We start from the raw sequence: 20889 nt of genomic DNA on the forward strand, positions 1-20889 counted from the left end.
GCATGGGGCCAGGGGTGGGGCCAGGGGTGGGGGTGGGGGTGGGGCCAGGATCGAGCAAGGAGCGGGTCCTCGGGCGCCTCCGGCGTGCGCTGAGCGATGTGCCACGCGACGAGCACCCGGAAGACCACCCCGTCGTGCGCGACTACCTCACCACGCATGGGCAGCACACGCCCGCCGAGTCCGTCGACCTGCTCGCCCGGAATCTCTCCGACTACCGTGCCGTCGTCCACCACACGGACGCCGCCGGCCTGCCCGCGCTCCTCTCCCGTCTGCTGGCCGCACGGGGCGCGCGGCGCGTGGTGGTGCCGTCCGGGCTGTCGGGGACCTGGCTCGCCGGGGCGGAGGTGCATGTCGTGCCCGACTCCGCGTCCGCCGCCTTGTCGCCGGACGAACTGGACACGGTGGACAGTGTCGTCACCGGCTGTGCCCTGGCGATCTCCGAGACCGGCACGATCGTCCTCGACGGGAGCCCTGACCAAGGGCGCCGCGCCATCTCGCTCGTACCCGATCACCACCTGTGTGTGGTGCGGACCGCGGACCAGGTCGTGGACTCCGTACCGCAGGCCCTCCCCCGCCTGGACCCCGCCCGTCCACTGACCTGGATCTCGGGCCCTTCCGCGACCAGCGACATCGAGCTGGACCGGGTGGAAGGAGTCCACGGTCCACGCACGTTGGAAGTGATCCTCGTGGCAGGAGATCCACGGCCTGCCTCCGCGTATCCCTGAGACGTTCGGAGCTGACGCATGCGCGCACCACGACCGGACCCCCGCGCCGCCACCGTCATCGGTGCCTCCCCCGAGGTCTTCCAGCTGAACCGGGAACCCGCTCGCAGCCCGCTCATCCCCTTCGCCGACGTGCCCTCCGCCCTTGCCCGTCACCCCGCTGACTCGCCCTACTACCGCTCGCTCAACGGCGAGTGGCGCTTCGCCTGGTCCGGCAACCCGGCGGATCGCCCCCTGGACTTCTACGACCAGGACTTCGACAGCTCCGACTGGGGCCGCATCGAAGTGCCCGGCAACTGGGAAACGCAGGGCCACTCCGAGCCGACCTACTTCAACGTCCGCTATCCCTGGACCGGGTACGAGGAGCCTACTCCCCCGCACGCGCCGGCCTCCTTCAACCCGGTGGGCTCCTACCTCCGCACCTTCACCGTCCCCGACGAGTGGCACGGCCGCCGGACACTGATCTCCTTCCAGGGCGTCAAGTCGGCCTTCTTCATCTGGGTCAACGGCGAACTCGTCGGCTACAGCGAAGACAGCTTCTCCCCCGCGGAATTCGACCTCAGTCCGTACCTGCGCGGCGACCGGGGACCGGAGGGGAACAGTCTCGCGGTCGAGGTCTACCGCTGGTCCAACGGCAGCTGGCTGGAGGACCAGGACATGATCGACCTGTCCGGGATCTTCCGCGACGTCTATCTCATCTCCGTACCCCAGGTCCATGTGCACGACCTCTTCGTCCGCACCGACCTCGACGCCGACTTCCGCGACGCCGACCTGACGGCACAGGTGACGCTGCGGTCCGGGTCGTCGGCCGATCCTGCCGGCCATCTGGTCCGTGCCGTCCTCCACGACGCTGAGGGATCCCCCATTCTCTCCCGTACCGGCACCGCCCGATTCGACGCCGCCAGCGGGGAAGCCGTTGTCGAGCTGAGTGCCCCTGTCCCAGGGCCGATGCTGTGGTCCGCCGAGGCACCCAACCTCTATGACCTCACGGTCGAAGTGATCAGCCCCGAGGGCCGCACACTCGAGGTCCAGCACACACGCGTCGGTTTCCGCACGATCTCCTGCGCGCAGGGAAGGCTCACCATCAACGGCAGGCCCCTCGTCTTCCGCGGAGTCAACCGGCACGAGTCCGATCCGGACCACGGGCAGGCGGTCCCGCCCCACCACATGGTGCGGGACATCCGCATCATGAAGCAGCACAACATCAACGCTGTCCGCACCTCCCATTACCCCAACCACCCGCGCTGGCTCGAACTGTGCGACCAATACGGCCTCTATGTGATCGACGAGGCCAACTTGGAGACCCACGACGTGCGGGACACGCTGCCGGGGAGCCGCCCCGAGTGGGCCCCCGCCTGCCTCGACCGGATCCGCAGCCTCGTCGAGCGGGACAAGAACCACCCCTGCGTCGTGGTCTGGTCTCTGGGCAACGAAGCCGGCCAGGGGAACATCTTCCGGGCCATGGCCGACTGGGTCCACGACCGTGATCCGTCCCGCCCTGTGCACTACGAGGGCATGAACGAAGTCGCCGACATCGAGTCGCGGATGTATGCCACGCCCCACGCCGTGGAAGCGTACGGAAAGTCGGGCGCGACCAAGCCGTACATCCTCTGCGAGTACGCCCACTCGATGGGCAACAGCACGGGCAATCTCAAGGAGTACTGGGACGTCATCGAGGCCCATCCCCTGCTTCACGGCGGATTCATCTGGGACTTCGCCGACCAGGCCATCCGTCTCCCGCTCCCGGGCGGTCTCGATGGCACCTACCTCTCCTACGGCGGCGACTGGAAGCCCGGCCACCCCTCGGACGGCAACTTCTGCTGCAACGGCCTCGTCGACGCCGACCGCTCCCCGCGACCCGCCCTCCTGGAGGTCAAGAAGGTCTATCAGCCCGTACGGGTGTCCGCTGTGGACCTCGGCGCCGGCACCCTGCGGATCGTCAACCGACAGCTCTTCACCGATCTTCAGGGATACGAGCTGCTGTGGGAGGTCACGCGCGACGGGACCCGAGTCCAGCACGGCTCTCTCACCCCGCCGCAGACCGGACCCGGTGAAACCGCGACGGTGCAGTTGCCGCTGAAGCCACCGGAGGACCCGGTGCCCGGCGCCGAGCACTGGCTGAACCTCTCCTTCGCTCTTCGCGTCGCGACGCCCTGGGCCGCGGCGGGCCATGTCGTCGCCGCCGAGCAATTCGCCCTGCCCTGGCGCGCCCCGGCACCCGCCCCCGTCTCCACGGCCGTCCTTCCAGCGGTCTCCGTAGCACAGACCACGCGCACCATCACGCTCACTGGCCCGCACCTCGACCTTGTCCTGGACAGGACCACCGGAACATTCACCACCTACCGCTACGGCGGAAGGACACTCCTGACAGGCGGCCCCGTGCCCAACTTCTGGCGTGCGCCTACCGACAACGACATCGGACGCGCCGCCCAGGTCACCTCGCACACCTGGCGCGACGCGGGCGCCAACCGCACGGTCACCGGCATCGAGGTCGCGCAGACGGCGGCCGGAGAAGTCGTCCTCACCATTGCGGCGACCCTCCCGACCTCTCCCAGCGTCTCCCACTGGACGACCGTGTTGACCGTGCGCGGGAACGGCGAGGTCCACATACGCCATAGTCTCCTCCCTGGTCAGGGCCTCCCGGACCTGCCGATGGTGGGCGCCCTGCTGACCGTGCCCGCCGACTGCCAGGACTTCAGTTGGTACGGACGAGGACCAGGGGAGAACTATCGGGACCGGTGCTCCGGATCCTTCGTCGGTCGCTACAGCCGTTCCCTGGCCACAACCGTCATGCCGTACGCCCGCCCGCAGGAGAGCGGCAATGTGACGGGCGTCCGCAGCGTCTCGCTGACCGGGCGGGACGGTGTCGGGCTGACCGTGCTGGCTGAACCGGGGGACGTATCCGGGTGGTTGGAGGTAAGCGCTCCCCCTTGGACGCCCTTCGACCTGGATGGGCCCCGCCACCCGCACGAGCTCGAGCCACGCGGCCAGACATTCCTGGGCGTCATTCACCGGCAGATGGGCGTCGGCGGCAACGACTCCTGGGGAGCGGCGCCGCTGGAGCGCTATCTGCTGCATGCCGATCGCGAGTACAGCTACGCCTACCGGCTGCGGCCCGCCCCCTGAAGGCCGCTTGTGGAACCCTTCGATGCCGAACTGCTCTCCGATGTCCATGGCACGAGATTAGGCATGGCGTGTTCGGAGCGTGACGGTCTGTCCACAGGCCCAGTCATATGATCCCACTCTGCAAGGAGTCGAGTTGAGCCTTCCCCTGCACGGCGTCACCGTCGTCGCCCTGGAACAGGCCGTCGCCGCGCCCTTCGCCACCCGTCAGCTGGCAGATCTCGGCGCACGCGTCATCAAGGTCGAGCGGCCGGGCCGTGGTGATTTCGCCCGTGACTACGATCGCAGCGCCAAGGGCCTGTCCGCCTATTTCGTCTGGGTCAACCGGGGCAAGGAGAGCGTCGTTCTCGATCTCAAGTCCGCCCCGGACCGCTCATTGCTGGACCGCATCATCACTCGGGCCGATGTGTTCATACAGAACCTCGGCCCTGGCGCCGCCGAACGACTCGGCTTCGGCAGCGTCGAGTTGCACACCCGGCACCCTCGCCTGATCACCTGTGATGTCTCCGGCTATGGCCCCACTGGCCCGTACCGCGACAAGAAGGCCTATGACTTGTTGGTGCAGTGCGAGGCGGGTCTGGTATCGATCACCGGCGACCCCGACTCACCGGCCCGGCCCGGCATTTCCATCGCCGACATCGCCGGTGGCATGTACGCCTACACGGGAATACTGAGCGCGCTGTACGAGCGCGAGCGCACCGGCGAGGGATCACAGCTCTCCGTCTCTCTTTTCGACGCTCTCGCGGAATGGATGGGGCATCCGTACTTCGCCGAGGCATACGGCGGGCCGCCCGTTCCCCGTAGCGGTGCCCGGCACCCTTCCATCTCCCCTTACGGGCATTACCGTTGTGGGGACGATGCCAGCGTCTTCCTCAGTGTGCAGAACGAGCGCGAGTGGGAGGCGCTGTGCGAAAAAGTCCTCCGGCAGCCCGCGTTGGTCCACGATCCACGCTTCGCAGACAACCCCCAGCGCCGGGCCCACGACGACGAACTGACAGCCGTGATCGAGCAGCGATTCCATCCGCATACGGCGGACGAGGTTCTCGCCCTGCTCGAAGGAGCGGGAATCGCCCACGCCCGCCTTCGGACAGTCGCCGAATTCACCACCCACCCTCAGTTGACGGCGCGCGACCGGTGGCGCGACTTCGATTCACCGGCCGGCCCGTTGCGCGGGCTCCTGCCGCCGGTTGAAGTCCGTGGACGGGAGGCAGCCATGGGGGCGGTGCCCGCGCTCGGGGCCCATACCACCGCGATCCGCGCGGAGTTCTCGTGCCCCGAGAAACGTTAGCGTTCGAGCGGGCGTTTCGCGGTCTCCGGAAGCATCAGATAAACACAGGCCGAGACCACACAGAGCGCCGCGACATACCAGGGGAAGGCGCTCGGATGCCCCGACTGCTTGAACCAGGTGCCGACGTACGGCGCGGTGCCACCGAAGAGCGCGACGGTCAGGGAATAGGGGAAACCGATTCCCGCGGCCCGTACGCGGGCGGGGAACACCTCGGCGTTCACCGCTGCGGCCACGGAGGTGTATCCCGTGAGCAACACCATCCCGGCGCACTGCACCAGCAGCAGCGAAGTGAAGGATCCATCGATCGCGTGCAGCAGAGGCACCGCGAGAGCGGCGAATCCCACTGCGAAACCGATCAGCAGGGGCTTGCGCCCGACGCGGTCCGACAACATGCCGCCGAGAGGCTGGAGTACGGCGAAGAAGGCCAGGGAGATCGTCCCGGCGAGCAGTGCGTCGCCTTTTCCGATATCGGCGTTCACCTGGGCGTACGTCGGCAGATACGTGGTCCAGGTGTAGTAGGCGAGGGTGCCGCCCGCCGTGACCCCGCAGATCAGGAGCGACTGGCGAGGGTAGCGGCGCATGCCTTCGAAGAGCGACGGTCGCGCGGCTGTCTCTGGCACCGCCTCGTGCGTCTCACGTGCTCCCTGCCGGATCCAGAATCCGACGAGGCTGATGAGGGCGCCGAAAAGAAAGGGAATACGCCAGCCCCAGTCGCCCATCTGCTCCTCCGTGAGGAGGTGGGCCAGGAGGGCCGCACTGCCGGATGCGAGGAGCTGTCCGAAGGTCGTGGACACGTATTGGAAGCTGGAGAACAGCCCCCTTCGGCCGGGGCCGGCCGATTCGATGAGGAAAGTCGTCGAGGCCGCGAATTCCCCTCCGACGGAGAGCCCTTGGAGCAGGCGGGCGATGACGAGCACCACGGGCGCGAGGACGCCCACGGAGGCATAGGTGGGCGTGAGCGCCACCAGCAGGCTGCCGCCTCCCATGAGCAGAATGGTGACGGTCAGCGCGGCCCGTCGGCCCCGACGGTCGGCGACGGCCCCCATCAGGAGGCCTCCGACCGGACGCATGAAGAAGCCGACGGCGAAGACGGCGAAGGTGGAGAGCATGGGCACCAGGGAGTTCCCGGTTCCCTTGGGAAAGACCTGGTCCGCGAAGTAGGTCGCGAGGAACGAATAGGCGTACCAGTCGTACCATTCGGCGGCATTGCCGACCGATGCCGCGGCGAGCTGACGGACGGAGAACCGGGGGTGGAAGCCCGTCGCATTCACCGGATTCGGGGTACCGGCGGCTCCGCCGCCGTCGACAGGCAGGGACTCGGATTGCGTCATGATCCATTGAATCCCCTCCCCCTTCACTTCGCACACCCGTCCGATGTGGCTTCTCTCATGCCGTAGCCGGCTGCCCCTCTCCCTCAGATCTCTCTCGGATCCCTCAGACGCTCGCCGCGAGGTGGGCGTCACGGCGTACGAGGGCGGCGTAGTGGCCGTCTTCCGCGAGGAGTTCCTCGTGAGTGCCGCTCTCGGCGATCCGTCCCCCGTCGAGGACGACGATTTGATCTGCGTCGCGAACAGTGGACAGCCGGTGCGCGATGGTGATCGTCGTGCGGCCCGCGGAGAGAGCGTCGATGGCTTGCTGAACGGCGTGCTCCGTGCGTGTGTCCAGGGCACTGGTCGCTTCGTCCAGGATGAGGACCGGCGGATCGCGCAGGATCGTACGGGCGATGGCAAGCCGCTGCTTCTCTCCCCCGGAGAAGCGGTAGCCACGCTCCCCGACGAGAGTGTCATAGCCGTCGGGCAGGGAAGCGATGTGCTCGTGGATCTGCGCGGCCTTGGCTGCCGCCACCATCTCCTCGTCCGTGGCGTCCGGTTTGGCGAACCGCAGATTGTCGGCGACCGAGGCATGAAAGAGATACGTCTCTTGCGAGACCACTCCGACCGCGCGGGCGAGCGTGTCGAAATCGAGGTCACGGACGTCGACGCCGTCCAGGAGAACCCGGCCGCCGACGACGTCGTACAACCGCGGCACCAGATAGCTGAGGGTGCTCTTGCCCGAGCCGGTCGGGCCGACGACGGCCAGGCTGCCACCGGCCGGAACGTCCAGGTCGATGCCGCTGAGCGTTTGCCTCGGTGGTTCCCCGGAACCCTGTGCCTCGTAGGAGAACGTGACGTCCTCGAAGCGGACTTCACCGCGCACCTTCTCCAGCCGCACCGGCGCTTCCGGCTCGGTGATGTCCACGGGCAGGTCGAGGTATTCGAAGATCCGCTGGAAGAGAGCGAGGGAGGTCTGCATCTGCACACCCGTGGTCAGCAGGCTGATCGCCGGCCGGAAGAGGGCTTGTTGGAGCGAGACGAAGGCGACCAGGGTGCCGAGGGAAATGCCGGGGCCGCCTGCTTTGAGCGCGATGCCGGCCGCCCAGTAGACGAGAGCGGGCATGGCCGCCATGACAACGCCGATGGTGGACATCCTCCAGCGCCCGGCCATGTTCGCCCGGACCTCGAGCCCGACGAGCCGTTCGGATTCCTGGGAGAACGCCCGTGTGAGGGAGTCGGAGCGGCCCATGGTGCGGCCGAGGAGGATCCCGCTCACCGACAGCGACTCGGTGACCATGGCCGCCATGGCGGCCATCTGCTTCTGCCGCTGAGAGGTGATCTTCTTGCGCTCGCGGCCCACGCGCCGGCTGATCCACACGAAGACCGGCAGAAGGAGCAGGGAGACCACGGTGAGCCGCCAGTCCAGGGCCAGCATCGCCACCACCGTGGCGACGACACCGGTGAGATTGGAGACCAGCGAGGTGGCGGTCGAGGTCACCGTGGCCTGCATGCCGCCGATGTCATTGGCGATGCGCGACTGCACCTCACCGGTGCGGGTCCGGGTGAAGAAGGCGAGGGGCATGCGCTGGAGTTGGTCGTAGACCGCGGTGCGCAGATCGTGCATCACCCGCTGGCCGACGGTGGTGGAGATCAGCGTCTGCGACACGCCGAAGATGCCGTTCACGACAGCGGCCGCGATCATGCCGAGCGCCAGCAGGCTGAGAAGGCCCGTACGGCCTTGCGGGATGGCTACGTCGAGCACCTCGCGCAGAAGGAAGGGCGAGGCGACCGAAACGAGCGAGGAAGCGGCGACGAGCAGCCCTACGAGGGCGAGTCTGCCGCAATAGGGGCGGAAGAGCCGGAGGATCCTGCGCACTTGCGCGGGTTGCTCCGGGTCCGCGGGCGGGGGTGTCCAGTCAGGTTGATCGTGACGCATGGGCTCCTGGTTCTCTGATCGCGAAGGGTGGGCGCGAGAGAGGCGCGAACGGGACCGGCAACATACCGGTCCGCGGGGCCGGCGATGGAGATCCGACCACATAGCGAGCATAGCTCATTGTTACCTATACTCACAATGCACTGGGTCCTGTAATCTCTGGTCATGACCGCTTCCGATTCGTCCGCCCAGCTCGCCGAACAGCTGCTGCGCCTCACCCGCAGGCTCCACCGGGCGCAGAAGCTCTATCTGGGACCGATCGGCATCACGCCCGCCCAGGCCCGGCTGCTGCGCACTGTCGCGCACTACGAGGAGCCGCCCCGTATGGCGGATCTCGCCCAGCGGCTCGAGGTCGTCCCGCGCGCCGTGACCACGCTGGTCGATGCTCTCGAGGAGCACGGCTCGGTGCGCCGGGTTCCGGATTTGTCCAACCGGCGGGTCATCCGGATCGAGCTCACCGATCACGGTCGCTCCACCCTGCGTGCCCTGCGCGAAGCCCGGCGGACCGCCGTCGAGGACACCCTCGCACCGCTCTCCGCCGAGCGGCGCGAACTGCTCGGCGACCTGCTGGCCGAGTTGCTGAACGGCCCGGACCAGCCCTGCTGACGTTCCGGCGCCCGCCCGGAAACCGGCGCCCGCCCGGAAGCGGGCCCCGAGGCCGCGGGGCCCGCTCGACCGTGCTGGTCAGCAGTGGCGCCGGTCCTCCGTCAGCTCGCCCTGGGCCGTCGCCAGTGTCCGGTCGTAGCACGTGCCGGGGCCTTCGAGACGGTACCGCTCACGCGAGACACCGGTCGCGTGCCGCTGTTCGCGCGGCACGTTCTGGTTGTACGCGGCGTCACCCTTATAGGTATCGTCGAAGCTCGACCAAGTGAGACGCCTGCCTGCACGCACAGTGACACTGTCCGACCGGTCGCCCATCGTCATGACCGTGCGCAGACGGCCTCCGGTCGAGACCGTCGTCGCTCCGTCCATGGTGTACGTCCGGTGGGTGCGGGTCGTGGCGGCAGGTCCGTGCCCGGCGGTCGTGACCGTCTCGTCGTCGTTCCAGCGCGCCTTGAGCGCGTCCGTTGTCTCGTTCTCGTTCCAACGGTGGTCGGAGTTGCCCGCGATGTTCCGTGTGACGGTCGTCGTCACACGGCCGTGCGAGGTGTCGAGGTATCCGCCGACGGTCAGCGTGTGGCCTCCGTCGGCTCGCAGGTGCCGCTCGGCACCGGGCTCGTAGGCGGTGTCATTGCGGGGTTCGCCCACGTCGTGGGTGGTCAACGCGCCGCTGACCGCGGCCGACTTGGCGTCCTGCCAGACCAGGACGTTGGTGGGCGTGCTCCAGCCGCTCTGGCCGTCGGGCAGTCCGGCGACGGAGACCGTTATCCGGTGCGGCTTACCGTCGTTCAGTTGCCCGGCGAAGGGCGTGAGGTCGTACTCGACGGGTCGCACGTCGAAGGCGCGCGGCCCCGGAATCACGTACCACAGGAAGGGGTTGGACCAGCCCCCGGTCCATACCGTCGGGAACGGGGCGGCGATTCCCGCCAGGCGGCCGTCGACGGCGACCTGGACCTCGCGATAGGGCCCGTCCTTGGCCTTGCACGAGTACGGCGTGGAGTCGGGCACGGTGAGGTACCAGAACTCCTCGCATCCGCCTCCCGAGCCCGTCGCGTAGACCTCGGCCACGATCCGCTCGCTGTTGCGGGGAGCCGTCAGCTTCCCCTCGTAGGCCGAGCCCACGCTGTGCGCCCCGTCGAGGGTGAGGACCTTGTCCGGGGCCGAGGCAGCCTTCACCGGCCCTTCGGCAGCGTAGAACGTCAACGTGACCTTGACCTTGATGACACCTGTGTACGTGCTGTCCACGGTGTTGCCGATGAGCATCTCGACGGGCTGCTCGCTGCGCAGCGTGGCGGCATAGCGGGTGACGTCCTTCTCGACGTTCCAGGCGATGCCCTGGGGTGACGGCTCGGGTGTGGACGTGCGCAGGACCTCGACGCCGCCGATGTGCAGGTAGCCCAGGCGGTCGAATTGCCGTCCGGCGACGGACCCTTCGAGCCGCAGGACCACCTTGTTCCAGCGGTCACCACAGGCCTTGGGCGGCGTGTAGGTGCTCTTGTAGGGCGTGTAGTCGCGGAATTCGGTGTCGGCGACGGTCACCTTGCAGGACCGGGTGTCCGGGGTGGCTATCGGCGGGGCGGCGGTGACCGGATCGTGCCAGTGGGTGCCGAACTCGGTCGGCGGGCCCGCGGCCGTCGCTGGGTTCGCGCCCAGCGCCAGTCCGATCGTCGCGGCGCACAGCGCGAGAAGCAGTCGTCTCATGGGGCAGGAGTGAAGCGCGTCGTGGAGCGGCGCGCCAGAGCCCCTTTGGCCTGATGCGTCTGGCCTGATGCGTCGCCGCTGAGGGAAAACCAGTTGAATACGGCACTCCGGTGGCGCGAACCTTGCAGCATTCCCACCCCCGTTCCCACCCTCCACTCGAACTCGGGATGTCATGCAGATTCGCGATCTCCCCTATCCCGACCCAGGCCGGCCCGATGTCCGATCCGGGCCTCGCCTGCTGCTGTGGCTGGGGCGGAACCAACTGGCGGGTCAGATCAAGGCCATGCTGTGGGGCACCCTGCACATGGCGTCCGTGGCCCTGCTGCCGGTGACCATGGGTATCGCCGTACAGGCGGTCGTCGACCGGTCGGGCATACGGCTGGCGCTGGCGGGTGGCCTGATGGTGCTGCTCGGCACCCTCATCGCCCTGGGTGACACGATGCTGCACCGTACGGCCGTCACCAACTGGATCACGGCGGCGGCCCGGTTGCAGCAGCTTCTGGCCCGCAAGACGGCCGAGTTGGGGGCCACTCTGACCCGGCGGGTCGCGGCGGGTGAAGTGGTCGCCGTTTCGACCGGTGACGTGGAGAAGGTCGGCTGGTTCGTCGAGGCTCTGTCGCGCTTCGCCTCGGCCGCGTTCACCACTGTGGCGGTGTGTGTGGCCCTGGTGGTCTACCAGCCCGCGCTGGGCGTCGTGATCGCGATCGGCGTGCCCGTGCTGGTGCTGGCCGTGCTGCCGCTGCTGCCTCGCGCGACGAAGCGGGCGGATGAGCAGCGGGAGAAGGCAGGCCGGGCGACGGAGTTGGCCTCGGACACGGTGGCGGGGCTGCGTGTGCTGCGGGGCATCGGCGGCGAGGAACTGTTCCTGGATCGCTATCGGCGGGCGTCGCAGGAGGTCCGCAAGGCAGCCGTGTACAGCGCCCGGATGTGGGCGCTGATCGCCGCGGTGCAGGTGGCACTGCCGGGGCTGCTGCTGATCGCGGTGGTCTGGTACGGCGTCGGGCTGGTCCAGGACGGCCGCATCGGCGTCGGCGAACTGGTCACCGTCTATGGCACGGTCACCTTCCTGCTCTTCCCGCTGCGTCAGTTCGAGGAGATCGCCATGGCGTACTCCTTCTCCCGTCCGTCCGCGGCGCGCGCGGCCAGGGTGCTCGCACTGCGGCGCACCGTACCGGCGGCGGACGACGCGGACCGCGGGCCGGCACCATCAGGCGATCTCCGTGACCCGGCGAGCGGCGTGCTCGCGCCTGCCGGTCTGCTGACTGCGGTGGTGTGCGGTGACCCGGATGCCGCCGGGAGGCTTGCCGACCGGCTGGGCGGGCATGCGGCGGGCGACACCGCCGGTGTGGCCTCGGCCCGGCTCGGGGGTGTGGCACTGGACGAACTCCCGCTGGACACGGCCCGTGCCGCTGTGCTCGTCCAGGACAAGGATCCGGTCCTGCTGTCGGGGACGCTCGCGGAGCTGCTGGACGTTCCTGCTTCGGGGGCCGTCAATGCCGAAGCGGCTCTGGCCGCGGCGCAGTGCGCTGATGTGCTGACCGCACTGGCGCAGGCGTCGGCGGACGACTCCGGTGATCCGATGCGGACCCGGATCACCGAGCGCGGCCGTTCGCTCTCGGGAGGCCAGCGCCAGCGGCTGGCGCTGGCGCGGTCGCTGGTGACCGATCCACAGGTGCTGGTGCTCGACGAGCCGACCTCGGCTGTGGACTCGCACACCGAGGCGCGGGTCGCGGACGGGGTGAAGGCCCTGCGAAAGGGCCGCACCACCGTGGTGTTCTCCTCCAGTCCGCTGCTGCTCGACCGGGCCGACCGCGTGGTGTTCGTGCAACAGGGCACGGTCGCAGCCGAAGGTACGCATCGCGAGCTGCTGCGGGATGCCGCCTACCGCGCTGTCGTCACACGGGCGACAGATGCGGAGAGCAACAGGGAGAAGACCGCATGGACCGCGGAAGCGGAGCCGGAGCTCACCGAGCTCAAGGAGATCGAGCCCATCGAGGAGTCGGCATGATCGGCGTGAGACTGCCGGCGTACGACCCGGCGGCACCGGAGTCTGCGACCACCTTGCCCGTGGCCGCACCGACGACCGTACGGGCCTACGTCCGCGGGCTGTTCCGTCGGCACCGGAGAGCCTTCGTTCTGCTGGTGACGGTGAACGCGCTGGCCGTGACCGCGTCCATGGTCGGTCCGTATCTGCTCGGCGGCCTGGTCGAGGATCTGTCATCGGGGGCGCGTGACCTCCATCTGGGGCGCACGATCTCGCTGTTCGCGGTCGCTCTGGCCGCCCAGACGCTGTTCGTGCGGTTGGTGCGGCTGCGTGGGGCGGTGCTCGGCGAGGAGATGCTGGCGGATCTGCGCGAGGACTTCCTCGTACGGTCGGTGGCGCTGCCTCCGGGTGTCCTGGAGCGGGCCGGTACGGGCGATCTGCTCTCCCGCATCACCACGGACATCGACCGGCTGGCGAATGCCATGCGCGAGGCCGTGCCGCAGCTGGCGATCGGCTTCGTGTGGGTGGGGCTGCTGCTGGGCGCCCTCACGCTGACGGCGCCACCGCTGGCGCTGTGCGTGCTGGTGGCGCTGCCGGTACTGGTGGTGGGCTGCCGCTGGTACTTCAGGCGGGCGCCGAGTGCCTACCGGTCCGAGGCCGCGGGCTACGCGGCGGTCGCGGCGTCCCTGACGGAGACCGTGGACGCGGGGCGGACCGTCGAGGCACACCGGCTGGGCGCGCGCCGGGTCGCACTGTCCGACCGGCGGATCTCGGAGTGGACGCAATGGGAGCGCTACACCCTGTGGCTGCGCTCGGTGCTGTTTCCGGTGATCAACGTGACGCATACGCTGGTGTTCGGCTCGGTGCTGATCATCGGTGGTGTCTTCGTCCTCCAGGGGTGGGTCTCGGTCGGTCAGCTGACGACGGGCGCGCTCTTCGCGCAGATGCTCATCGATCCGGTCGGGCTGATTCTGCGCTGGTACGACGAGCTCCAGGTCGCTCAGGTCTCGCTGGCCCGGCTGGTGGGGGTCCACGAGATCGAGCCCGACGTCGGGTCCGAGGGCACGGAGCCGGAGGGCCGGGACGTGCGGGCGGACGAGGTCCGGTTCGGCTACCACGCGGGCAGCGATGTGTTGCACGGGGTGTCCTTGGAGGTCAGACCGGGCAGCCGGGTGGCACTGGTCGGGCCGTCCGGCGCGGGCAAGTCGACGCTGGGACGGCTGCTGGCGGGCATCTACGCCCCGCGCTCCGGCGCGGTGACGCTCGGCGGCGCCGAGCTGGCCCGGATGCCCGTGGAGCGGGTGCGGCGGCACGTGGCCCTGGTCAATCAGGAGCACCACGTCTTCGTGGGCTCGCTGCGTGACAACCTCCTGCTGGCCCGCACGACCGCGGACGACGGGGAGCTCTGGGCGGCTCTCGGCGCCGTGGACGCGGATGCCTGGGTGCGGGCACTGGACCAGGGCCTCGACACGGAGGTCGGGTCCGGTGCGCTCTCGCTCACCCCGGCCCAGGCCCAGCAGATCGCGCTGGCGCGGCTCGTCCTCGCCGATCCGCACACGCTGGTGCTGGACGAGGCGACGTCGCTGCTGGATCCACGGGCGGCCCGGCATCTGGAGCGCTCGCTGGCGAGGGTGCTGGAGGGGCGTACGGTCGTGGCGATCGCGCACCGGCTGCACACCGCTCATGACGCGGACGTGATCGCGGTCGCGGAGGACGGCCGCATCACCGAGCTGGGCAGTCACGATGAGCTGGTCGCGGCGGACGGGGCGTACGCGGCGCTGTGGCGTTCCTGGCACCGGTAGCCGGGGGCGCGCGGGCCGGGCGGCCCTGGGGATCAGATGAGATCCAGGGCGCCGAGCCCGCTCGCTCCTCCGATCAGGATGAAGACCGGCGTCAGGACCTTCAGCTCCACCCAGCTGCCCGCCCGGAAGCGCAGGGACTTCGGCGGGCCCACCGGATACCAGCGCTTGCGGCCGATCGGTATCGGCCACAGGATCGGGCAGCCGGAGACGGTGAGCGCGTCACCGATGTCATGCACGAGCGCCCCGAGGATGATGGGCAGGCCGAGCCACATGTACTCCTGGCCCGGGTCGCCGAACAGCCAGTCGGAGCCGTTGCCCGGCTGGTTCAGGACGCCGGCGAGTATCCAGGCGCTGGTGGCGCCGAGCAGCCACACCAGGACGTCACTGGACGTCCGGGCCATCCGCCACAGGAGCCCCTCGACGGCGAGCACAAGGTGGACGAAGAGGATGCCGAGCACCGCCCAGCGGCCGCCGGTCATCGCGAGCGCCGAGGCACCGACCCCTATCAGCACCGCCCACAGCCAGGTGTGGGTGAGGGTGCGGTGGCCGCCGTTGCGCCGCGGGTCGCCATGGCCTCGGGTGGCCTTGTAGACGGCGTGCGACAGCTTGTCGATGATCTCGCACAGGGAGCGGGATATCGGGCCGAAGGCGCGCGATATGGTCGCCGACTTGTGGTCGAGGTCGGGGGCGAGTGCCGCGCCGGCGCAGATCAGGGCCCCGACGATCAGCACCGGCCACGGCATCGGGTGGCCCGCGGCGGCGACCGCGGCCCCCACCCCCAGCCAGGCGGCAGCGCCCGAGAGCGAGTGCGCCGGTCCCATCATGGTCGTTTCACCCCTTTTGTTGGCCGACGTCGTGCATTCCTGACGCCAGGTCGGCGACTCAGCGTAGCCTCCGATGATCATCGTCCGACCGCCCGGTTCTCTGATACGGCCCCAGGCCAGGCAGTATGGAGGGGTGACCCTTATCGATCAGATGCCGAGCCATGCCGACCCCGATGCCCTCTTCGAAGCTTTTTCGACCTGGGCCGAGGAGCGGGGTATCACGCTGTACCCCGCACAGGAGGAGGCACTGATCGAGGTCGTCTCCGGAGCGAACGTGATCCTCTCGACGCCGACCGGCTCGGGAAAGAGCCTCGTCGCGGCGGGAGCGCACTTCGCCGCGCTCGCCAATGACCAGGTGACGTTCTACACCGCGCCCATCAAGGCGCTGGTCTCGGAGAAGTTCTTCGACCTGTGCAAGATCTTCGGCACGGAGAACGTCGGCATGCTCACCGGTGACGCGTCGGTCAACGCGGACGCGCCCATCATCTGTTGCACGGCCGAGATCCTCGCCTCCATCGCGCTGCGGGACGGCAAGGACGCCGACATCGGTCAGGTCGTCATGGACGAGTTCCACTTCTACGCGGAACCCGACCGGGGCTGGGCCTGGCAGATCCCGCTGCTCGAACTGCCGCAGGCGCAGTTCATCCTGATGTCGGCGACGCTGGGTGACGTCTCCAGGTTCGAGGAGGACCTCACCCGCCGCACGGGGCGGCCCACCGCCGTGGTCCGGTCGGCGACCCGGCCCGTCCCGCTCTCCTACGAATACCGCGCGACGCCGCTGACCGAGACCCTGACCGAGTTGCTGCAGACGCATCAGGCGCCGGTCTACATCGTCCACTTCACCCAAGCCGCCGCCGTGGAGCGGGCGCAGGCGCTGATGAGCATCAACATGTGCTCGCGCGAGGAGAAGGACGAGATCGCCAAGCTGATCGGCAATTTCCGCTTCACCACCAAGTTCGGCCGGAATCTCTCGCGCTATGTGCGTCACGGCATCGGCGTCCACCACGCCGGCATGCTGCCCAAGTACCGCCGGCTCGTGGAACGGCTGGCGCAGGCGGGCCTGCTGAAGGTCATCTGCGGTACGGACACGCTGGGCGTCGGGGTCAACGTGCCGATCCGCACGGTGCTGTTCACCGCGCTCACCAAATACGACGGCCAGCGGGTGCGGACACTGCGCGCCCGGGAGTTCCACCAGATCGCCGGGCGGGCCGGGCGGGCCGGCTTCGACACGGCGGGCTTCGTCGTCGCCCAGGCGCCCGAGCACGTCGTGGAGAACGAGAAGGCGCTGGCCAAGGCGGGTGACGACCCCAAGAAGCGCCGCAAGGTGGTCCGCAAGAAGGCCCCCGAGGGCTTCGTCAACTGGGGCGAGAACACCTTCGAGAAGCTCATCGCCTCCGAGCCCGAGCAGCTCACCTCCCGCTTCCGGGTCACCCATGCCATGCTGCTGGCGGTCATCGCGCGTCCGGGCAACGCCTTCGAGGCGATGCGCCGTCTGCTGGAGGACAACCACGAGCCTCGCCGGAACCAGCTCCGGCACATCCGCCGTGCCATCGCCATCTATCGCTCGCTGCTCGACGGCGGCGTGGTGGAGCAGTTGGACGAGCCGGACGCCGAGGGCCGGATCGTTCGGCTGACGGTCGACCTCCAGTCCGACTTCGCGCTCAACCAGCCGCTGTCGACCTTCGCGCTCGCCTCCTTCGAACTCCTCGACCCGGAGTCCCCGTCCTACGCACTGGACATGGTCTCGGTGGTCGAGTCGACGCTGGACGACCCGCGGCAGATCCTGGCCGCCCAGCAGAACAAGGCGCGGGGCGAGGCCGTGGCGGCGATGAAGGCCGACGGTGTCGAGTACGAGGACCGCATGGAGCGCCTCATGGACGTCACCTACCCCAAGCCCCTGGAGGAGGTGCTCACCCACGCCTACGGCCTCTACCGCAAGAGCCACCCCTGGGTCGGCGACCACCCGCTTTCCCCGAAGTCGGTCATCCGCGACATGTACGAGCGGGCCATGACCTTCACGGAGTTCACCTCCTTCTACGACCTCGCGCGGACCGAGGGCATCGTGCTGCGCTACCTCGCCAGTGCGTACAAGGCGCTGGACCACACCGTTCCCGACGACCTGAAGTCCGACGACTTCGAAGATCTGATCGCCTGGCTCGGTGAAATGGTCCGGCAGGTCGACTCCAGCCTGCTGGACGAGTGGGAGCAGCTGGCCAACCCCGAGGACGAGACGGCGGAGGAGGCGCAGGAGCGCGCCGACCAGGTCAAGCCCGTCACCTCGAACGCCCGCGCCTTCCGGGTGCTGGTGCGCAACGCGCTGTTCCGTCGCGTCGAGCTCGCCGCGCTCGACAGGGTCGGCGAGCTCGGCGAGATGGACGCCGAAGCCGGGTGGGACGAGGACCGCTGGGCCGAGGCCATGGACGCGTACTGGGACGAGTACGAGGAGCTGGGCACCGGCCCCGACGCCCGCGGGCCGAAGCTGCTGCGGATCGAGGAGAAGCCGGAGGACGGCCTCTGGCGGGTCCGGCAGACCTTCGCCGATCCGAACGGCGACCACGACTGGGGCATCTCCGCCGAGGTGGATCTCGCGGCTTCCGATGAGGAAGGCCGCGCGGTGGTGCGCGTCATGGACGTGGGTCAGCTGTAGCCTCCGAGGCGCCGCCCGCGCGCGGCGCCGCACCAGCAGAGGAGTGCCGATGACCAGTCCGACCGACCGCCTGGTGGGTCTGCTCGACCTTGAGCAGATCGATCTGAACATCTTCCGGGGCCGCAGCCCGGACGAGTCCCTCCAGCGGGTGTTCGGCGGACAGGTCGCCGGACAGGCACTGGTCGCGGCCGGGCGGACCACCGACGGTGACCGCCCGGTCCACTCGCTCCACGCGTACTTCCTGCGCCCGGGGCGGCCGGGCGTGCCGATCGTGTACCAGGTGGAGCGGGTGCGCGATGGGCGGTCCTTCACCACGCGGCGGGTGGTGGCCGTACAGCAGGGTCGGACGATCTTCAATCTCACCGCTTCCTTCCATCAGCCCGAGCCGGGTTTCGAGCACCAGGTGGCGATGCCCGAGGTGCCGGATCCGGAGGAACTGCCGCGGCTCGCGGACGAGATCCGCGAGCATCTCGGAGGCGAGCTGCCGAACGCTCTGCGGCACATGGAGCGGCGGCTCGCCTTCGACATCCGTTACGTGGACCGGCTGCGCTGGACGGCGCAGGAGCTCGTCGGCGCGGAACCGCGCAGCGCGGTGTGGATGCGCGCCGTGGGGCCGCTCGGCGACGATCCGCTGGTGCACACCTGTGCCCTCACCTACGCCAGCGACATGACGCTCCTCGACGCGGTGCGCATCCCGGTGGAGCCGCTGTGGGGCCAGCGGGGCTTCGACCTGGCGTCCTTGGACCACGCCATGTGGTTCCACCGGCCCATCCGTGCCGACGAGTGGTTCCTCTACCAGCAGGAGTCACCCATCGCCACGGGCGCCAGAGGCCTGGCGCGCGGCCAGATCTTCGACCACCAGGGCAGACTTCTGGTGTCTGTGATGCAGGAGGGGCTGTTCCGCAAGGTGCCTTGAGAGCGGCTTCAGGCGCGGGCGAGCGGCGCTCTTCCCCGGCGCAGCCACTTCCACAGTGCGCGAAACCCCCAGGGCGCTGCCCGTCCGGCACCTGGTGATCCACCGGTCCCGGTCGTGGGTGCCTCCGCCGTGGCGGCCCTCGCCTCCGCCGCCCTCCCGATGGGAGCACCCTGTGGTCCGTCCGGCACCGGCGCCTGCCGGATCGCGCGGGCTTCGGCCAGCGCGACGGTGAGCCGGCGCCGATACCGCTCGATCTCGTCCGGCTCGGCTGCCAGGGTCACCCTGTCGATGACCTCGCGGCCGGCCGCGGCGTTCGAGCGTCCGTGGGCGAGCTCCGGGCGCATCGCGCTCACGTAGGCGCGTTCATAGGGGTCGGGGACGGCATCGGCCAACTGCTCGGGGCCGAGCACCGAGGCGATGACCGCGGCTCGTTCCCATGGATCCTCGGCCAGAGCCAGCAGTTGGTCGATCCGGCGGGCGCGCCAGGTCCGGGCCCGCCTGTCCTTCCCCTCCGCCAAAGCGGTGCGCAGCGCGGGCGGGGTGCGGCCGGTGAGCAGGTCGGGGCTGGCGTCGGCGAACTCCACGAGATCGGCCGCGAGATAGTGCCAGACCACCGCGCGATACCGGTTGACGTAGAACCTCACGGGCGCGAAGCAGCCCGCTCTCGCGAGGCGGCCGAACCGGGCCGGACTGATGCCCATCAGCTCGGCGCCTTCGGCCGTGCCGACCACCCACACCCGCGTACGGAGCGCGTCGGGGAACCCGGCCACGCCCGTATGCCTGTCGATCTCGTCGCGTGGGACCCGTCGACGTCCGCCCGGCCCCGTCGCGACGGTCCGTACATGGCCCAGCTGCACGGCCAGTTCGAACTCGCGTGGCTTGAGCTCCAGCTCCCGGGCCGCCCTCCCGAACGGAACCCCGGTCACCGCCGTGCCCGGCTCATGGCACTGCTGCACCGTCATGACACCCTCCCCGCTACGGACCAATCACTGACAGTCACGACTGTAGCGGCCGGGTACGACAGCGCGTTCACCCTGTGGATAACTCCGGTCAGAGCTTGTGCTCGGCGTCTCCGCGAGGAGCGCCCTGCTGGCGCGACTCCACGCTCAGGTGCTCGCCGACCCGGTTGACCAAGAGGGTCATTTCATAAGCGACATGGCCGATATCGGCCCCGGGTCCACCGAGGACGCAAAGGCAGCTGCCATCCCCCGCGGCCGTCACGAAGAGGACACCTTCGTCGAATTCGACCATCGTCTGCCGCACTCCGCCCGCCCGGAATTGCCGCCCCGTGCCCTTGGCGAGGCTGTGCAGCCCCGAGGCGACCGCGGCCAAGTGCTCGGCGTCCTCTCTTTCGAGGCTTGCGCTGGCGCCCGTCACCAGTCCGTCGTTGGAGAGCACCAACGCGTGGCGTATGTGCTCGACGCGCTCGGTCAGGTCGTCCAGCATCCAGTCGAGTCCTTTGCTGAGTGCCATGTCCCGCCTCCCCGTTCCGCCGTTCCCCGTAACTGCCGTGCCAGCCTTGCTCACCTGCGCGCTGTCGGCAACCCGCCCGGCCTGTCGGCACGCGTCTGTGCGCCAGTTGGCACAAGATGGGAACATGGCACAGAAAATGAACAAGGACGAGTGGCGCGCCTTTCTTTCTGCGGGCACTCGCACCGGAAAGCTTTCGACGGTGCGTGCCGACGGAAGTCCGCACATCGCGCCCATCTGGTTTGTGCTCGATGGTGACGACCTGGTCTTCAACACCGGCGCGGATACGGTCAAGGGCCGCAACCTCGCCCGCGACGGCCGGATGGCGCTCTGCGTCGACGACGACCGGCCCCCCTTCTCGTTCGTCACCGTGCAAGGGCACGCCGAGTTGGGCGACGACCTCGATGAGGTGCGTTCCTGGGCGACGAGAATCGCCAGGCGCTATATGGGTGACGAACGCGCCGAGGAGTACGGGGCGCGGAACGGCGTCCCCGGCGAGCTGGTGGTCCGCGTCCGGATCGACAAGGTCGTGGCCCTGGCCTCGGTGGCGGACTGATCCACGCCGA

At 69.1% G+C, this 20889-nt stretch carries 15 protein-coding genes; 9 read left to right on the forward strand and 6 right to left on the reverse strand.

What is annotated here, in order from left to right:
• Positions 1-2: 2 nt before the first annotated feature.
• The 3 genes from ACFY1P_RS05765 (at position 3) to ACFY1P_RS05775 (ending at position 5133) form a co-directional block, all read left to right on the forward strand.
• Positions 3-725, forward strand: coding sequence for a lactate utilization protein C (locus tag ACFY1P_RS05765; protein WP_390750019.1), 723 nt, complete (start codon positions 3-5; stop codon positions 723-725).
• Between the two features lie 18 nt (positions 726-743).
• On the forward strand, positions 744-3848 hold the full coding sequence (locus ACFY1P_RS05770) for a glycoside hydrolase family 2 TIM barrel-domain containing protein (protein ID WP_390749825.1): 3105 nt from the start codon (positions 744-746) through the stop codon (positions 3846-3848).
• Between the two features lie 133 nt (positions 3849-3981).
• Entirely contained in the window at positions 3982-5133 is a 1152-nt protein-coding gene (locus ACFY1P_RS05775; RefSeq protein ID WP_390749826.1) for a CaiB/BaiF CoA transferase family protein, read from the forward strand.
• Here the strand turns inward: ACFY1P_RS05775 and ACFY1P_RS05780 are convergent.
• Both ACFY1P_RS05780 and ACFY1P_RS05785 read right to left on the reverse strand, forming a co-directional pair.
• Positions 5130-6464, reverse strand: coding sequence for an MFS transporter (locus ACFY1P_RS05780; protein ID WP_390749827.1), 1335 nt, complete (start codon positions 6462-6464; stop codon positions 5130-5132). The two genes, ACFY1P_RS05775 and ACFY1P_RS05780, sit on opposite strands and share 4 nt — an antisense overlap.
• Positions 6465-6567: 103 nt before the next feature.
• Complete coding sequence (locus ACFY1P_RS05785) at positions 6568-8382, reverse strand: ABC transporter ATP-binding protein (RefSeq protein WP_390749828.1); 1815 nt, start codon at positions 8380-8382, stop codon at positions 6568-6570.
• Positions 8383-8544: 162 nt separating this feature from the next.
• Between ACFY1P_RS05785 and ACFY1P_RS05790 the strand changes: the two genes are divergently transcribed.
• Entirely contained in the window at positions 8545-8985 is a 441-nt protein-coding gene (locus tag ACFY1P_RS05790; RefSeq protein WP_361520199.1) for a MarR family transcriptional regulator, read from the forward strand.
• Positions 8986-9063: 78 nt separating this feature from the next.
• Here the strand turns inward: ACFY1P_RS05790 and ACFY1P_RS05795 are convergent, their stop codons facing one another.
• The gene (locus ACFY1P_RS05795) at positions 9064-10680 is read right to left on the reverse strand and encodes a peptide-N4-asparagine amidase (RefSeq protein ID WP_390749829.1); all 1617 of its coding nucleotides are present in this window, start codon (positions 10678-10680) and stop codon (positions 9064-9066) included.
• 172 nt (positions 10681-10852) lie between these two features.
• On the opposite strand from ACFY1P_RS05795, the gene ACFY1P_RS05800 reads away from it, so the two are divergent.
• Together ACFY1P_RS05800 and ACFY1P_RS05805 are read left to right on the forward strand one after the other, a co-directional pair.
• A complete protein-coding gene (locus tag ACFY1P_RS05800; protein ID WP_390749830.1) occupies positions 10853-12688 on the forward strand; it encodes an ABC transporter transmembrane domain-containing protein in 1836 nt (611 codons plus the stop codon).
• Positions 12685-14466: an ABC transporter ATP-binding protein gene (locus tag ACFY1P_RS05805; RefSeq protein WP_361520207.1), complete on the forward strand. Its 1782-nt coding sequence runs from the start codon at positions 12685-12687 to the stop codon at positions 14464-14466. Before ACFY1P_RS05800 ends, ACFY1P_RS05805 begins: the two co-directional genes overlap by 4 nt.
• Positions 14467-14498: 32 nt before the next feature.
• Here the strand turns inward: ACFY1P_RS05805 and ACFY1P_RS05810 are convergent, their stop codons facing one another.
• Positions 14499-15290, reverse strand: coding sequence for a metal-dependent hydrolase (locus ACFY1P_RS05810; RefSeq protein ID WP_361520209.1), 792 nt, complete (start codon positions 15288-15290; stop codon positions 14499-14501).
• 133 nt (positions 15291-15423) lie between these two features.
• On the opposite strand from ACFY1P_RS05810, the gene ACFY1P_RS05815 reads away from it, so the two are divergent.
• Together ACFY1P_RS05815 and ACFY1P_RS05820 are read left to right on the forward strand one after the other, a co-directional pair.
• Entirely contained in the window at positions 15424-17937 is a 2514-nt protein-coding gene (locus tag ACFY1P_RS05815; RefSeq protein WP_361520212.1) for a DUF3516 domain-containing protein, read from the forward strand.
• Between the two features lie 49 nt (positions 17938-17986).
• On the forward strand, positions 17987-18853 hold the full coding sequence (locus ACFY1P_RS05820) for an acyl-CoA thioesterase (RefSeq protein WP_390749831.1): 867 nt from the start codon (positions 17987-17989) through the stop codon (positions 18851-18853).
• Positions 18854-18861: 8 nt separating this feature from the next.
• Here ACFY1P_RS05820 and ACFY1P_RS05825 read toward each other — a convergent pair whose 3' ends face one another.
• Positions 18862-19815 carry a DUF6397 family protein gene (locus tag ACFY1P_RS05825; RefSeq protein ID WP_361520217.1) on the reverse strand — a complete coding sequence of 318 codons (954 nt, stop codon included), beginning with the start codon at positions 19813-19815 and terminating at the stop codon, positions 18862-18864.
• 88 nt (positions 19816-19903) lie between these two features.
• Positions 19904-20326: a roadblock/LC7 domain-containing protein gene (locus ACFY1P_RS05830; RefSeq protein ID WP_361520220.1), complete on the reverse strand. Its 423-nt coding sequence runs from the start codon at positions 20324-20326 to the stop codon at positions 19904-19906.
• Between the two features lie 124 nt (positions 20327-20450).
• Between ACFY1P_RS05830 and ACFY1P_RS05835 the strand changes: the two genes are divergently transcribed.
• Positions 20451-20879 carry a PPOX class F420-dependent oxidoreductase gene (locus ACFY1P_RS05835; protein WP_361520222.1) on the forward strand — a complete coding sequence of 143 codons (429 nt, stop codon included), beginning with the start codon at positions 20451-20453 and terminating at the stop codon, positions 20877-20879.
• The last annotated feature ends 10 nt before the right edge of the window (positions 20880-20889 follow it).

Origin of the sequence: Streptomyces sp. NPDC001407 (genome assembly GCF_042895325.1) — a bacterium.
GTDB lineage: Bacteria > Actinomycetota > Actinomycetes > Streptomycetales > Streptomycetaceae > Streptomyces.